The organism is Halosimplex pelagicum, assembly GCF_013415905.1.
Lineage (GTDB): Archaea > Halobacteriota > Halobacteria > Halobacteriales > Haloarculaceae > Halosimplex > Halosimplex pelagicum.
Window position 1 is genome coordinate 1299908 of record NZ_CP058909.1, and the last position, 16340, is coordinate 1316247.

A 16340-nucleotide genomic window follows, 5' to 3' on the forward strand; every position below is an offset into this window, starting at 1 on the left:
TCAGACCCGTCTGCGATCCCGAAGTGAGTGTGTTCCAACAGGGATGCCTTCACTCCTCGAGAAACCCGAGCAGGTCGGCCGCTGTTCGACTGATCCGCTGGAGTCGGTCACGGATCGCGTCTGCCGACTCCGAATCCCACGCCGCGAGGTAGAACGCCGACCCGCTCATATCGAGGCCACAGTGTCGGCCGACGATGTAGGTGACTGCCTCCGCTTCGACCTCACGCTTCGCTCGTTCGGGCTCGTCCAGAGCACCGGAATGCAACAGCGCGTGGACATACTCGTGGATCAGCGTCCCAGCTATCGCAGCCCGCTCCGGTCGGTCCCGAACCTCGACGACCGGCTGCTCGTCCCCTCCATCCGGCCACTCACAGACGCCGTCGGCGTTCCCGTGCCTCCACACTTCGTCGGGCACAACGCGAACCGACACCCCGACCGCGTCCGCGATGTCGAACAACCGGCCGACCAAATCACCGGCCTCCCCGGCCGCCTCGGTCGCCAGTTCCGGAAGTGGCTCGCCCTCCGTCTGAGAGACGTCGAATACTGATGCGGGCGTGAACCCGACCAAGCCTTCCGACCACTCCTCGGGGGGTGTCTCGTCGTACTCACACCCGATCTGCTCGTGGTAGCTCGGCGAATTCTCGCATTCGGGACACCGCGTCGTGATGATCGGCGCCCAGATCCAGATGGCCGACTCGCCCTCCGTGACGTACCGGTCGAACTCCTCTTGCCACGTCCGATACCCCGCGACCTTCGTCGCCTCGGGACACTGCTGTTTGATGAGGAGCGTGTTTCGGTAGGAGTAGTCGTGGAAGCGCTGCTGGACATCGAGCCAGTCCTGGAACCGTTGGCTGGCCCGTGCGTCATCGACGGCCGCAACCAGATCGTCGATCCACTCGTCGATTGCACTGTGCATCTCGGCGTCTCGCGTGTCGGCCTCGTCGAACGAGACCGACGAATTGGTCGAATCCATCAGTAACGACTCCATTGGATGGAGGCGCCTCCGGCAGGACGCGCCCCACCCCTCGGGGGCGCACACAAAACACACGCGAGCGCTCACTTGCATCCTACCGGTGCTCGTAGTTCGAAGGACGGTTAGAGAACGAGTGATTCCGGACCAGATTCAGCCCACTGGGTTGCCCCGATGGTTTGCGGCTAGTCTTATGTAACAATATCCGAGCTGGAGAAGAAGTTGTTACATAAGTCCAGAATCTGATGCTGTTGATTACAGTTAACAACGTCTGGGAATAGTTGGATACTGGAGTGTGCAATATCGTTCTCTAATCCATTCTCCAGAAGATTTTGGATAACATTTCCAACGATCCGTTATCTAAATTACCTCGTCCCAGTAGATTAGATAACAATAGGTCCAGATTCCTTTGTTGAAGAGCCCCCAGCCAAATTGGAGGTGGTGAATGGAGTCTTCGCATAGTCCGGATCCATTGCCGCCACAGCTCACCGCCACCCACGAGTACATCGAATTGGAGGGCAACACGATGCATGCAACCGGTCGACTGTCTGACCTCGAACAGTTGATCCACTGGCTCAGGCGTCAGCGTCGAGGAGGACCGAAAGCCCATTTTCGACACTATCGATAGACTGGACGAGCTGGTGTTCTTTGTACTTTCCACCGTCTTTTCCCTGATTGTGCACCTTCGAACCGATGATTCCCAGTTGTTCGAGTTCGCCGAGATAATCTCGAACAGAGCGTTCCGAAACCGGCGATAACTGGCGCTTAGACGCTATTTTCTCGTATGCGTCTTGGACCTCTCTCGTCCGTGCGGGTGTTGCTCCGTTCTTTTGGAGTTGGGTAAGAGCATACAGAACGAGTTGCCCATGCTGGGAATAGTTCCTGATTCCTTCAATTACCTGATCGCGCTGGAGACGATCGCGGGCTCGCTGGACACACGATTCGGTGATCGTTTCTGATCCATCCTCACGGGCAATATCGCCGGCCTCAAGCAGAAGATCCAGGGCCTTTCGAGCGTCACCGCTGTCTTTCGCTCCAAAGGCAGCACACATCTCGATCACGCCGTCTTCCAATACACCGTCTTGGAAGGCGACTTCTCTCCGCTGTTCGAGAACGAGTCGAAGTTCATTGGCGTCGTAAGCCGAAAACGAGACTTCCTTCTCACAGAGGGAGGAGCGAACCTTGGAGCTGAGTCCACTGCGGAAGTCAAGATCATTCGAGATCCCGATCACTCCGAGTTTCGTGTCCGTCACGTCGTTGTTCGAGCGGGCTCTCGGAAGTTGATAAAGTAGGGAATCGTCTTCGAGGTGGTCAACTTCGTCGAGGACGATCAGAACGGTCCCGCCGAGGTCGTTGAGCTCATCGAAGAGAAATTCGTAGACAGATGCTTGAGGGTAGCCAGTGTTCGAGATCTGATCAGAAGGATCTCGAAGTTCGTTCACGAGCGAAACGGCTGCTTGGTAGCTGGAGTTCAAGCCATCGCAGTTGATCTCTACTGTGTGAAGATCGATCTCGGGAATCGACTCTGCATCCCGTTCGAGAGCACGTAGTAAGTACCGTGTGGCTGCTGTCTTGCCAACACCAGACTTTCCGTAGAGAAAGATGTTAGATGGGGTCTCGTTGTTGATCACTGGCTGAAGTGCTGAATGGTACTGCTGGAGTTCTTCGTCACGACCGACTAGTTCGTCAGGAGTCCACTCCTCGAGTAAAGCCTCACGTCGGGCAAAAATGTCATTTGAGGGGACGAATTTGATATCGCTCATACTCGATACGTACCTCGCTACCACTTAACCCTTGCTTCCGCTGTTTCCGATGTACTGGGTTTTTTATAAACCCAGAACCCCACTACTTCCGCTGTTGGGAAGAGGCCCACCCCACTACTTCCGCTGTTGGGAAGAGGCCCACCCCACTACTTCCGCTGTTGGGAAGAGGCCCACCCCACTACTTCCGCTGTTGGGAAGAGGCCCACCCCACTACTTCCGCTGTTGGGAAGAGGCCCACCCCACTACTTCCGCTGTTAGAAGATCAATAGTAGGGGCGTGCCAGCTTCGCTCACCGAGGTCATAAATTAGTGATCCCTCCACTTCCGCTGAAAAAGATGGTGCTGTTCACTTCCCCTCCGCAGAAAATCTGCTACGATGGTACAAACGTATTTTTAAATCACTTATTACGGAACCAGTATTAAGGTTCTTTCAGACAACACTTCAACAAGACCCACACACAGACCGTTCATTTCAGAACACGAACTTTCCCTTCTCACACGGTACCGTTGTTCATCAAAGCTAACAGCGGAACCAGTGGGGTGGGAGGTCACTCTAGATCATCGGAAATTACATAGTTGCACTTAAGCGAGTCATTCTCGGCCGGGAGCGAGACGTGGTTGAGGTGGTACGTCAAGAACCGCTATTCGTTGAACCGCTGCTTGACGTGACCATCCGTTTTGTCGACTTCATGAACTTCGAGAACCCGATGAATTCCACCTTGGTGCCGGATTGACGACGATATCAAGAGCGGTCGCAAAGCGCGTTGAACGCCGAAACGCCATCGTAACAGGAGATGTGTTCGTTTGTCGACATACCTTCCGGTGGGACGCTCCCCCGCCCCCAGGGGCGAAGACAAAACACACGGAGCACTCGCTCGAATTCCATCGGTACTCGCAGTTCGCCGGAAGGCCGGAGAATGAGTGTTTCCGACCCGGGTTCAGCTGAGGATCGCCTCGGTACTCTGTGGCTGATCTTATGTAACAAAGCCTGTGGCAGGAAAGCGATCTGTTAAATAAGACAACAGTGGCGCTATCAGACGTAGGCGGTGAACAAAAGCGGAAGGTTGAGAGACACACCCCTCTATCGATGTGTTCCAAGGCTATCGGTAGTTGGTTGTATAGATTGACGATGGGAGATCTAGAGAGGAATGGAAACTCGCGGTACTGTCTGTTATCGGAGAATAGAACGCATACAGCGATAGACTATATTATATATTCTGTCTCATGACACCTTCCTGTTTCCTTTCTTCTTCTAGCTTTCTAGAACGAACTCACACACCTCTATCGATGTGTTCGAAGTGTTCTTCCATTCGTCAGCTTTGTCCTTTGCGGCCGGTCAGTTCTGTTTCCCATGCTCACGGTTTTTCGATTGGATTTGTCGAAATCCGCTGAATTCCAGAAGTTCGTACCCAACCCCGTCCTCAGAGTCTATCTCTTAGCGCTTTCTGCTTGTACCAGCTAGACCGAACACATCGATAGAGGGGTGTCTGTCAGACATCCCACTGGCAAAATCGCTTCCTCACCTCCCCACGGAAGTGCTGCGATTTTATCGAGACTAACAGCGGAACCAGTGGGGTGGGTGTCTCCTCTCGGTCGCCGGAAATCACGTAGGCACACTCGACGCTGCCAGTCACCATTGACGATAATGTCGGAACAGATTCAGTCTATGGGGGTCGTGCTGGTGGCCTACGATCTGTCTTATGTAACAATACTCAGGGAGGGGGAGCGAATCGTTACATAAGATAGCGATCAGTTCGTCGAGTGCAGATTCACTGATTCAGAGTGATTCGAAGAGTCAGAACGCCACGCGGATCTTCCAGTCCGCAGCCAACGCGAGTGGAATAGAGCAGTTCTAGTCCCGATACGAGAGTACGGAGGACACTCACTGGAGATGTGTAGTGGTTCACTCGGCATGCTTGCAGAGCACACAAGTACGACAGTATATTGATTACAGCAGCACGCTAATTTCAGGATATGCTGCTGAGCATCGACGACTTCGAATCCGGAGACCTGCCATCGGGACCGAGCGTTCCCGAACAGGTCAAAAGCCGATGATGGACACCGACTAGTAACACACCTGGTTGGGCTTGTCCCATCATACACCAGACTTATTTTCCAGTTGAAATACTCCCCATGCTGGCTACGTTCCGAGGCGCTGGAGCAATCGTGTGACGTACGGACTGTTCTCCCAGCTCCGATGCGGGCTGATCGTCGTGATCAGTGTTCGAGCCTCTTCCGCGGTCAGATACCCGTTCCGGGCGTACTCACAGATGAGCCGCGGTGTCGGGACGATCCGCGGGCCCTGCAGCACGGCGTGAATGAGCGGGAAGTTCGTCCCGCCGAACCCGTCGGTGAGAAATCCATCGACATCGAGCGCGTTCGCGAGAACGATACCGACGGTTTCGCCGTCGTCGAGGCCGAACGTCGGCCGGGAATCAGGCGTCTCGTCGTGATCGTATGGATCGTCGACGGTGTAATGGTTGCGGGCCGCGAGGACGTTGTTCGCAGCCCCAGCGTGGATATCCTGAGACTGCGTGATGTCGCGCAGCTCCGCAACGACTTCCGGTGGCACGAATACTTCACAGGAGGTAAGGAGATACTGGAGTGGGTCCGGAACGTCGGTCGCGACGGCTGAGTCCGCACGAGGCACGGCGAGACTGACGAGCGCGCTGGTGTCGGCGACGACCGTTCGCAGCCGTGGCCTGCTCATCGATCGGCGTCTGCAGTGTCGACCGTCGTCGCGTCGCCATCGTAGACATCGACATCGTCGGGGGCAGCGAGATCGAGTGGTTCGTCTTCGAGGTCCGCTTTGAGGAGGCGGAGCCGCTGGGCGGTCTCGGCACCGACCAGTTGCTTGACCGTCTCGAACTCGAGCTGGTCGTCATAGTACTTCGTCGCGACCAGCTCCCGGAACGTCTCGCTATCGGCGGTGTCTTCGATGTACTCACGGATGGCCTCGACGAGGAGATCGGTCCGATCCGTATCGAAGAGCTCCGCAATCGCATCGAGACGATCGACGAGATACTCCGGCGACTGGAAATGGACTCGGCGTGGGTCGTCGCTCGCGCCCATCTTGTGTGCAAGTTCTGTACATAGACCGATGACCGTTTCGCCGCATGCACAGAGCTTGCACAGCAACAGCTTCGGAATCGAACACGCCAAATGTTGAACAGGCCACAACGGTCGTGGCTGCGCGCGCAGCGACGGCAGGACGCGAGCACGGAGCGGAGGGTGGGGCGGTGGGGTTGGGCTGGTCCGGCGCCGAACAAAAAACGAGAGTGGGCTACCCTACTCGTCCCACCACCGCCCGCGATCCGGGAACTCGACCTTCGACCAGCCCGTGACGGCCACCGAGACGCGGCCCTCGTACCAGCTCTTCTCGACTTCGCGCAGCCTGACGTGGTCACCCTCCTGGACCAGCTTCGGGTCCGACTTCGTCCAACTGGTGAACTTGGTTTGTCCCGTGTCGTCCTCAATTAATCCGACTTGACACACTGCCGGGCTCTGAGCATCCCACAGCTGCACCACCTCACCTTCGATGTCGACCGTCGACCGTGGGACCTCCTCGAGCGTCCCGATCGGGACTGGGACTCCCGGTGAGGCGTGCAACTCCTCTTTGACCAGTAACGCCGCGTTCAGCATATCCACGCCTTCGGCGACCTTCTTCGCGAGTCGGTACGCCGCTCCCGCCCTGGACCGCTCGTCCAGTTCGTCCGCGATCTGTGCTGCACGCTCGTTGACTGCTGCAAGTTGCTCCTGACTCAACTTGGTTCGTGGATCGTCGGGCCGTTCTTCCTGCGCATAGCGCGTCTGGCCACTCACCACCTCGTGCGTCCGCTCCTCTCGGTCCGAGTCTTGGCGTCTGTCCAACCGCTGGCGGGTGCTACGAATCTCGGCCTCCCGCGCTCGGAACTTCTCTTCGCCTTCCAGCGTCATGCCCTCGGGCCTGGCCTCCGGATGATTCGTATCCACCTTCCCCTGTATCTCCTGATCGACCGACCGCCGCAGCTCCGGCTGCTCCTCGACCGGGGCTTCGACCTCTTGTTCAGCCGCCTGTGCGTCCGAAACTTTACTACCGAATCGCGTGCTACTGTTCATTGGAGTTCCAACTCCTGAAGGCGCTCACGGCGCCGCCACCGCGATGCTCCTACATCGCGGGTTTTCCGACGACCACGTCCGACACAGACTCATCTGCGCGCGCTCGCTCGCGCCTTCGTTCGCGCCCTTCGGGCGCGACGAGCGCGCGCTGCCGAGGACTCACCATCCAGCACCGCGCGCCGACCCGCCCGGAGCGCGCGTCCAGCGGAGTCCCCGTTTCGCCCGCGACGCAACCACGTCCGTCGCGGGTCCCCGAGTTCCGGAAGCCTCCGGAAGTCCGGAACCGAAACGGAGAAGCGCTGGCCTGCGATATGAAGCGTGAGCGCCGTTCCGGGCGGTAAACGGCGAGCGGGGCGGGCCGTCACAGCACACCGACCAGCCGACAACGGTGACCGGTAAGCCAACCACGACCCTGACGGACTGAACGGGCGAGGCGCGCTCGCACCTGGCAGTCGCCTGCACGGGCTACAATCCGCGCGGGCGGTGCCGAGAGCGCGGCTATCCCGGGCAGCGACGCGAGCGTGCCGAGGGCTCTCTATCGATTCAACTGACGTGAGGGCGATGCCCGCCGATCAAAACGCGTCGAAGTGCTACGATCTTCCAGCGAGAGAAGGATCAGTCGATCCGGTCGATATCTTCGAGACCAGAATCTCCTCGATAATCCTCGAGGGAAATCGCTTGAACAGTGTCATTTCCCGCAAAGAACTGCAACATTTTCGAGTAACACCGATCACAGAGATCGACTTGTTCACGGTCAGACCCGGGCTCGTCTGCGTCTTTATGCCAAACTCGGTGAGTGAAGTTTTGCTGGTTCCCGCATCTCGTACACTGCATTGTATCTCTCTACCCTGAAGTCTTATCTGCCGAATGGATAATTGTTCTCCACCAGCCACTGTCTCTCAGTACTACTCTTTACTGGGCCGTGTTTAGACGCCGAATGGCGGGCCTTTGAGGGGCTTGATTCTGACCAGAGTGAACAGACGCCGTTTGTTCGGTTCGTCCGATTGCTACGATGGTCCAAGTTTGGTTGCTTCAGTCCACCCATGCTGATCAGACCAATCTCGATTCGAGAATTAGCAATATCAGTCGACGATTCCATCTCGAAGGCTCGGGAGACGGGTTCTCAACTCCTCTGACGAGCGTCTGAACACGGCCGACATGTGGCCAAACGGGTCTCCGATCAGGAGGTGTGAACGCTCGATTTGCTTCTCCGGTTACCCACGACCCTGGCGGACTGAACGGGCGAGGCGCGCTCGCGCCGATAGTCGCCTGCGCGGGCCACTATCCGCGCGGGTGGTGTCGAGAGCGCGGATATCCCGCGTGGTTCGAGAGAGCGAAGCTCTCTCGTTATCCCGAAAATCGGAGATTTTCGGGGACAGCGACCGCGAGCACGTTGAGGGCTTTCAGCGTGTACTATCGGCTGTGGGAATCACTGTTGGGGCATCAGAGAAACAGCCACAAGGTGGTTGTTTTCAGTATAGAACCAGCTGAATCCGCTGATACGTAGACTTGCGAATTGATTGGTCGGGATGGTGCTGCAGAGAGGGCATCGGGCCGATATCTTATTGAACTCATGCACCTGAGAATACGCATGGTTGGTGCAGGTACTCTTATTATCGCAATTACGTTCGTCGTCGCAATGGTGTTGACTTTGGGAATGCTGCTGCGATTGTTGAAAAACGCTGATGGCCTGTGAACAGTGCCCTCCTGTACTGAACAGATCCGTTGCTGACAGTAGAATCGGCCACTGATCTCAGTGGCCTCTCCACTGACTCTCCTGCTCAGTACGTCTGCTTCGTCTGCGTCGTGTGCCCAAGCAACGCCCTCGCCACCCGACCGGGAACAAGGTCACTCCAGGATACGTCGCAATTCCCGACGGCAGGGAGTTACTCGCCGCCTTCGACGGGGCGAAGCATCGGGCGCTTGCTCTCGGCGGCGAGGTCACTCCAGCTGACCGTCCCCTGATTGGCGATGGTCTCGGGGCTCATCGCAGGGTCGCTGAGCACGAGCGCCGCGGTGAACTCGGGCGGGCGGGACTGTTCGCTTGGGGCAGGCGCTTCGCCGACGGCGTTGGAGCCGGGACCAGTGGCTGACCCGACGACGATCCGGCCGACCATCCCGAAGACCTCGTGGGGCGCACACATGATGTCGTAGACGCCCTCTTGCTCAAAGGTGTACAGCCAGTAGTCACCGGCCGCCAGAATCGGCGACGAGAAGGGTGGGACGGCATCCGGAACGCGCTGCGTGTAGCCGAACGCGGGATGGTAGGCGTTGATATTGTGGTGTGGCGTGGCGATATTGAACCGAACCGTATCGCCGACGTCGATGGCGAGTCCGGTCGGTTCGAAGTAGAACTCGGGGATCGGGTTGTTTTCGCGCGGTTTGATCAGGAGATCGACCGTATGGTCGGGTTCGACGGGCGGTGACTCCTGGTCAAGGCCGATATATCCGAACCGCGGATCGACCTGCTGGCTGGACTCTTCTGACGGTGTCTGTGTCGACGTACTCGTGGACATGCTTGTCTCAGTCGGTGACTGGGTTGGGGTGGTCGTTGGCGATGCGGTCGGCGGCTGGGTGGTCGTCCCGTCGGCGGGCGAGGAATCGCCGGAACAGCCAGCGATCCCCGGGAGACACGCAGCGCCTAGCGCCGTCAACAGGTGTCGACGCGACGGGTCGATCCCGACCCGCGACGCCGATGCGTCGCTTTCGGTTGATTGCTCGTTAGTTACCACACAGATGCATTTCTATCCCGTCACTTAGAAATACCGATACTGCTGGTGATTATTGGTCCTATTCAACATAATGTATACATAATATTGTAGGAACGCCTTATAGAATCGCGTGTGACGACGAGTATGCTTGTCCCGTTGAAACGTCGTCTTCCTGAGCTGGCTGGATTCTTCAGTTTGTGTCGGTATTCCATAATATTTTATACTGGTGAGTCTCGACAACAGAACATCAAAGTTGGAGACCGTAAATAAATGGCATTCAATACTTCCAGACGGGATTTACTCTTCATGACTGGCGGCATTGTTAGTACATCGCTCTCAGGGTGTCTCGGCCAACAAGGTCCGGATATCCCAGAAGAAGAGTACCCCTCTGGGACCTCCGAGGACGGAATCACTGACTCCCGTGCTATCGTCACTCCGACGCAGAAAGCGTTAGCCAACAACGGGTACGATGTCGAATTAGAGCGTGAGGGAACCAGTCTACGATACCACAGTAGCCTTCAAGACAAGCGCCACCACCGGACAGTGGAAGTCCCAGACGGCACGAATGAAGTTTTTGTCGACGATACCGATCTGTATCTGAAATTCCACGAGGCCAGTGGACCTGAATACTACAAATCGGCTCTCGACAGGGGCTTCGACAGTATTCACGGATCAAATGGGTATTATCGACAAGAGGTCCCTGGCGAGGGCGAGATCGCATGGGCGCATCTAATTAAGATGGTCCGTGGAAATTTCCTCCAAAATATCCTCGAAATCGCAGCATTCACACCCGTCCAGACTACCGACCATAGCGGTCGGACAGTTATCGAGTTCGAGGTGGAGAGCGTGAGCCAGGATGGGTTTGACGACACTGTTGCGGAGTCAAGTGGATTACTCTCAGTTGACCCGGAGAGTATCGCTCGCCACGTCGAGTTCCAGGTGAATACCTCATCGTCGGGAGAAACGGATGTGGAGGAAGACAAAACATACGAGGTCAGGGAACTGGGAACTACCGCTGTTTCCCGTCCCTCGTGGGTTGAGAACCAATTTTGATGCCCGATTCGTGTCCACTCAGGAGTGATCGAGGCCATGTCCGATAGCCCGCATCTGAACCGGAGAGCAGCACTTCGAACCTTGGGCGGCGCGGCCGCGAGTGCCGGGTTGGCGGGGTGTCTAGGGGTGTTGGACGAGGAGGAGCGTGACGTGACACTCCACAACTCGAACTGGATCAAACCGTCCGAAAACGGCCCCGGGATCGCGTCCGGCTATGCGGAGCCCACCGAACTCTACGAACACGTCGAGACGATGTCGAATGTGACGTGGCCGGAGTTCATGTCGTGGCTGTCTGCGCCCGCAGCCCGAGTGAACGAGCAGGGTCGGTTACCGCTGATCCCGGAAGAAGTCGTCGCAGGTGGACGGCCGTTCGTCGTCGGGCACGAGGGGAGCAGTTGGCATTACAGTCGAGATATCCCCACCATGGCTGCGCTCACGATCGACAACACCGGCGAAGCAGAAGAGCAGCGCCACGTAGCTGTCTTCGAGCTGCCGGAGTCGAGCTCAAAATCCGAGTTGAAACAACGCCTGCTAGACGTGACCGCTGCGAACGCGCGCGAAGTCAACGGGATGACTGTGTTGGAAGGCGGAGGAGGCGGCGTCAGTGATAACGGGCAACTGATTCACTCAGTAATCGTGCTCGAGGATGGACTGTTGCTTACTGAAGTTGGATCAGGTGGCGAGTTAACAGGTGATGAGAGCGACTTCCACCTCCAGGAGACGCTAGAGCGGGCCGGAACAGAACGTGACCTGGCGGACCACCCCGTCAGACGCGTCACTGATATGGATATCGTAACGACGTACGGGCCAGCTTTTATTGAAGACGCCGAGACAGCTCCTCGTTCGCAGTCTGTCGGCATCGATCTCGAGGCGCAAGTAAAACGGGTAATACTCACGTATCCAAACCCAGACAGGGCAGCCCGAACTGGAGAGCGATTTAGCACCGATGACGGCAACATCCAGTTCACGACCGAGGAGGGGACGGCTCTGTTGGCCCCCAGAGCTGTTGCGTATCAGGAGATCCGACAGGAGGGACGTGCACTCGTTTTCGAGGCGGATATCCCCGATCTGACCGGGACAATCCGAGACGGTCCCCCGACATGGTCGTACGGGATCGCCGACCGGTGACCTCTCATCATCGAGATCTCTCTGCAGCTGGACTGTTCGACGGCATCCTCCCCGTAGTGGGACATCGACGCATATTACGGATAATTTGATCATCTCGACTTGCACATCAGAGACGAACTCCGTGTCCATTGAAGCCAGATGAGTTTGAAGTCCCGATGTCACCGGACCACGTTCGATATTAGGGGCCTCGACTTCGCCTAACCCAATCTTTTCAACGGAATTCCGCCACCAGAACCACCTTCAGTACCGGATTCTGAGTGAGCGGTTTCGTCGCAGGCATCTTGAACCCCGAATAGAACCTTACTAGATACCATAACAACCAAGGTGACTGTTACGCAGATGAGACATGATGGACGACGATACATTCAGTCGCAGACAATTTCTTCGGATAGGTGGGTTGGCAAGCGCAGTTGGTCTCGCGGGGTGTAGCAACCTAGTTGAGGAAACGACGGCGACGCCCCCCGATGTCGACGATTCGTCTGATGTCGATCCCCTGGTTCCGACGGATACGCCGACAGCAGCCGAAACGTCGGCTCCAGCCCAGAAGACGGACACACAGGCTCAAAATCAGGAAACGGACACACCAACCCCCAGCCCGGAACCACAGCCGCCCGAACCTCGATTTGTCGTCGCAGAAGACGGGTCGGGCGATTACAAAACGCTCGAAGACGCACGGCGAGTCTCAGAACCAAACGACGTCGTGAGCTTGAAGCCGGGGTCGTACACACTCAAACCGAAGCAGGGCGACTCGGGCCTACACGTGAAGAAGCCACTCACATTAGTCGGTGACAGTCGGGATTCGACTACTGTCACTGTCGCACCGGAATCCAACGAACTGTCGTTCACCGAATCGTACGAGTTCTGGCACCTCACGGTCACGTCTCAGGAGAACAGCTATTTCTACACCGACGGGGGAATCACGGCCAACTACGCCCGCTACGAGGTCCCGACACAGGGCTGGAAAGGCGGAGGAAGCTACGGCGGTTCTCTCAACGCGTACAAGACGATCATCAACCCGCCGACGATCGACAAGGAAACGGTCTCTGGCGTCCGTCAGTTCTTGGCCGATGCTCCGATCTGGACCGGCGGCCTCAACGTTGAAAACTGCACGGTCAAAGTCCCGATTCATGTGGACAGGCTCCAGGCACAGGGAACGACGTTCGAAGCACAACCGGAACTCCCTGATTCAGGCGGCACAGTTCAGGACTCGACGTTCGAAAACGGGATCGCACTCCTCGCCGACAGCGGGTCCGGGCTGTCGATCAGCAACTCGGAGCTCCACCCGGATGCGGATGGATTCGCGTTCAGGATCCCCGAGGCATCCGGCAGTTACTCTACGAGCCAACCACTTCGATACAACGGTCCGACGATCCGCGATTCCACCATCCACGGGAAGATAGAGGACAAAAAGCGGAGGGATGTCTGGAAATCGCTCAGGACTCTGGAAGGGAACGTCTTTAGAGCGGACGAGATCGACGCCGAGTTCTTCATCGACGGGAAGGGCGCGGACTACATCCACCGGAATGCGTTCATCGGGGCCGACATCCGCATCGACGCGAGTGGCGAGGGACTCCGGCAGAAGGCACACGTCTACGACGAGGAGCGCAAGATCGGGAACTACTATTCGGCGTTCGACAAGGAAGACGAGGACGGCGACGGCATCATCGACCTGCCTCGCCCGGTTCCGGGTGAAGCCAGCGCTACCGACCAGTTCCCCCTCGCGTCGAAGGATCTCTCACAACACTCGGAGTGAGGGCAGACGAACCGTATTGATCACTCCACCCGGGCTGCAGCGGTGTCGATCGTAGTTCCACCGCCTCGTCCTCGAAACGGTATCGCTGATCGCGATGACGTGCCTGTCTGTGAGACAGTGCCCCCCGTCTCCGTGCGGTGGGGTTCCGGCCTCGGTGAGACAGCGGACACTCACTTCTGGACGTGCTGATGGGGCCTTACAGTGGAGGGTGGGAGCGGCTACGTCGCCGGGGTGGCGAACGGGGGTGGGTCCGAAAAACGGCGGTGGGAAGTGGACTGCTGGGGATCCGAAGCTGATGGAAACTGCGTGGCTTGCGCAACTCTCTGTGTAGGGAAGTTTCCAGGTGACCGAAGCGCTTTTGCGATTCGGTGGTCGGGACGTTGGTATGAACGGCAGAGCGATCGTGGCCTGGGTTCTGGGAGTCTTGCTCACGTTCCTCGGACTCCTGCTTCTCATCGGCGCACCGCCGATTGGTATCATCACCGTTCTGGTGGGTCTGTACATTTTGCCACCGGTCAACCGTCGGATCAGTATCGACATCCCACCAGGGTGGGCGGCCGCTTGGACGGGCGGGGTGCTGTTGCTTCTGTTTGGCCTCGTCCTTCTAGAGCGGATTCCGCTTGCGGGCGGTATCGCGGTATTCGGCGGCCTGTTCGCACTCCCACCGCTCCGCCGACAGATAACCAGTCGTAGTGGACTCGAACTCCGGCGTGGCGTCGTGGTGGCGATCGTCCTTCTGGCGGCCGTCGGAGCGGTATCAAGTGCCGCGGTCGCGGTGGCGACCGACGAGACCCTCGGCTCGGAAACGAAGATCCACGATGTCGGAGATCAGTTCGTCGTCGACGAGGACGAGACAGACCTCGCACTCACCGTCCAGGCCGTCAATCAGACGTACTCGCTGGACCGGCCTACGAGAGAGTGGGCCAAACCCCCCGAGGAGGCGTACCTCGTGGTCACGCTCCGGATCGAGAATACTGGGGACCACCACGTTACCTTCCAGGACGGGGTGTTCGCGGCCGTGAGCGAAGACGGCGAACGGAGCTACGAGATGCACGAGGATACGAACGCGATCCCGGAGCGGGGCCCCTACCGTGCACCCGGACTGGAACTGTCACCCACCACTTCCGGCCCACGCCTTGAGGGCGGGGAGACCATCACTCGGACCGTCGCCTTCCGGGTCGAGCGCGGTCGGATGTATCTGTTCACGGTTCCTGCGACTGGTTCGTTTTCTGGTGCTGACCGACACTACGTCCCCCTCGGTAACGTATGAGTCAGCTCTTCACCCTGGTGAGCCAGTCGGTGGACTCCCGTTCACACTCCACACTGGAGTGAACGTTGGACATGTCATTCCCGTCCTGTTCACTGACGACACGGAGACGCCCTAGGTCGTCCTGCCCGCAGCGGTCGAGACACAGATCGAAACCCAGAGCAAACCCTACACCGCGGTCGCGTTCTTCCACTTCACGGCGAGCGGCTTGCTCGAACGCCACCGCGCCTACCACGCCGCCTCCGAATCGGATGCGTTCGCCGTCGAGTTTGAGGCCGACTACGAGTCGGGTGACCTGACGATCACCGTTGAGCGGGTGGACGATCCCTGAGAGACCAATCCTTCCTTTGACGGCGTGGCCTCAGATCTACCTCTGATCTGCTGAGGCTATCACAGCACGATTCACAACGGATTGATTTCAGAACTCTTGGTGATGAATCAGCTGCTCAGTAGGGGTTCGTACTTATCGAAAAGAGCTTGTTAATTGACACCCTCCTCCGCGTAAACGCGGAGGAATCCCGAGCGGTGGGAGTTTCAGGTTTGCAGTCCAATCATCGGACTACCAGTCCTTTCGGGCGCGGGTAGTCCCACGGTTTCGGACTGGTGGACTGCTGGCCATGCCAAGTGGCCGTTACCCCTATCCTCAACCGTGTTTGGCGTCCCAACGTGTTGTTTTGGCCACGGGGACGCCAGCAGGCGTTAACGGACTCGGGGGTATCGTCTGGTGTGCTTCGAGCAGTCGGCACGTCGGCACACCTTTCGAGGATGTGGCGTTCACCGACTGTTCTTTCGGATACTGTCTCGTTACGCGGGCGGACAGGCCGCCTCCGAAGGACGGTTCGGAATCCGCCCCGTTCCGACCGATTCCTACCTGTTGAGAGGAGTGCCTGTCACTTAAACGCTAGTATTCTGAAACTCAGAGTGCTGTCGAACGTGGGTTCTCTCCCAAGTGACGGCACGTATCCACGGCGTGAACGTCGTGGTATTGCGCCTGTTCAACGTATAAGGTCGCCGGCGACGGCTTTCAGCGCGTGGAACTCACCCTGCGCGAAGCCATCGCCGACCGGCTCGCCGTCGTACCATCGCACGGTTCTGAGCGCCCCATTGCCGACTGTGGGTGCGGTTTCGACTGCAGTACAGTCGTACTGGAGCCCGAACCAATGTGTCCGATAGGCAGTCACCGCGAAGTCACTGTCGACGACGTAGAACGCTTCGTGGTGCAGGAATTCCAGATGCTCGGTGATGATCTCCTCGAGGGTGCAACGCGTCGCCCACGGGTCGATACCGACCGGGAGCGATGGTGATTCACGGCCGGCGAGTGCATCCTGAATTGCGGTCTCGGTCGTCGCTTCGAGCAATTGCGCACAGATAGATTGGCTCGTTTCGTTCGGCTGATCACCCCCAAAGGGCGTCTCGTGACTGATCTCTCGCTTAAGCCTGAGATGCATCCCACCCCAGTGGGTGTAATGGCAGTTGTAGGTACTATCCGGCCGTTCGTTGGCGATGAGTGCGCAATGTCCCATTGGTACTTGCGAGGGACTCGTTAGTTCCCCCGCACCCCTCAGGGGGTGATAGAATACCCAGTATCGCGGTCAGTA

The 16340-nt window shown here is 57.9% G+C and carries 11 protein-coding genes and 1 pseudogene; 5 read left to right on the plus strand and 7 right to left on the minus strand.

Translation table 11 applies throughout. From position 1 onward, the window contains the following. Window positions 1-49: 49 nt before the first annotated feature. From HZS54_RS06550 to HZS54_RS06575, 6 genes are all read right to left on the minus strand, one after another. Window positions 50-976 (minus strand): DUF955 domain-containing protein, encoded by a 927-nt coding sequence (locus HZS54_RS06550; RefSeq protein WP_179922957.1) that lies wholly within the window; start codon window positions 974-976, stop codon window positions 50-52. A gap of 569 nt (window positions 977-1545) precedes the next feature. Further along, window positions 1546-2733, minus strand: coding sequence for an orc1/cdc6 family replication initiation protein (locus tag HZS54_RS06555; RefSeq protein WP_179921174.1), 1188 nt, complete (start codon window positions 2731-2733; stop codon window positions 1546-1548). A 2139-nt stretch (window positions 2734-4872) separates the two neighbouring features. Next, window positions 4873-5442 carry a hypothetical protein gene (locus HZS54_RS06560; RefSeq protein ID WP_179921176.1) on the minus strand — a complete coding sequence of 190 codons (570 nt, stop codon included), beginning with the start codon at window positions 5440-5442 and terminating at the stop codon, window positions 4873-4875. Next, window positions 5439-5804: a hypothetical protein gene (locus HZS54_RS06565; protein WP_179921178.1), complete on the minus strand. Its 366-nt coding sequence runs from the start codon at window positions 5802-5804 to the stop codon at window positions 5439-5441. The genes HZS54_RS06560 and HZS54_RS06565 overlap by 4 nt, the downstream gene beginning before the upstream one ends. 216 nt (window positions 5805-6020) lie before the next feature. Continuing rightward, on the minus strand, window positions 6021-6830 hold the full coding sequence (locus HZS54_RS06570) for a DNA-binding protein (RefSeq protein WP_179921180.1): 810 nt from the start codon (window positions 6828-6830) through the stop codon (window positions 6021-6023). 1886 nt (window positions 6831-8716) lie between these two features. After that, window positions 8717-9346, minus strand: a complete 630-nt coding sequence (locus HZS54_RS06575) for a cupredoxin domain-containing protein (protein ID WP_179921182.1) — start codon at window positions 9344-9346, stop codon at window positions 8717-8719. A 501-nt stretch (window positions 9347-9847) separates the two neighbouring features. On the opposite strand from HZS54_RS06575, the gene HZS54_RS06580 reads away from it, so the two are divergent. The 5 genes and pseudogenes from HZS54_RS06580 to HZS54_RS06600 all read left to right on the plus strand — a co-directional run. Beyond that, window positions 9848-10594, plus strand: coding sequence for a hypothetical protein (locus HZS54_RS06580; RefSeq protein WP_179921184.1), 747 nt, complete (start codon window positions 9848-9850; stop codon window positions 10592-10594). A gap of 129 nt (window positions 10595-10723) precedes the next feature. Next, window positions 10724-11722, plus strand: a complete 999-nt coding sequence (locus HZS54_RS06585; RefSeq protein ID WP_179921186.1) for a hypothetical protein — start codon at window positions 10724-10726, stop codon at window positions 11720-11722. Window positions 11723-12071: 349 nt separating this feature from the next. Beyond that, window positions 12072-13475 carry a right-handed parallel beta-helix repeat-containing protein gene (locus HZS54_RS06590; protein ID WP_179921188.1) on the plus strand — a complete coding sequence of 468 codons (1404 nt, stop codon included), beginning with the start codon at window positions 12072-12074 and terminating at the stop codon, window positions 13473-13475. A 385-nt stretch (window positions 13476-13860) separates the two neighbouring features. Then, window positions 13861-14745 (plus strand): DUF4352 domain-containing protein, encoded by an 885-nt coding sequence (locus HZS54_RS06595; protein ID WP_179921190.1) that lies wholly within the window; start codon window positions 13861-13863, stop codon window positions 14743-14745. 97 nt (window positions 14746-14842) lie between these two features. Then, window positions 14843-15073 (plus strand): annotated as a pseudogene (locus HZS54_RS06600) (DUF8025 family protein); the annotation flags it as partial. Window positions 15074-15737: 664 nt separating this feature from the next. Here the strand turns inward: HZS54_RS06600 and HZS54_RS06605 are convergent. Beyond that, on the minus strand, window positions 15738-16265 hold the full coding sequence (locus tag HZS54_RS06605; RefSeq protein ID WP_343063089.1) for a DUF6735 family protein: 528 nt from the start codon (window positions 16263-16265) through the stop codon (window positions 15738-15740). Window positions 16266-16340: the final 75 nt, after the last annotated feature.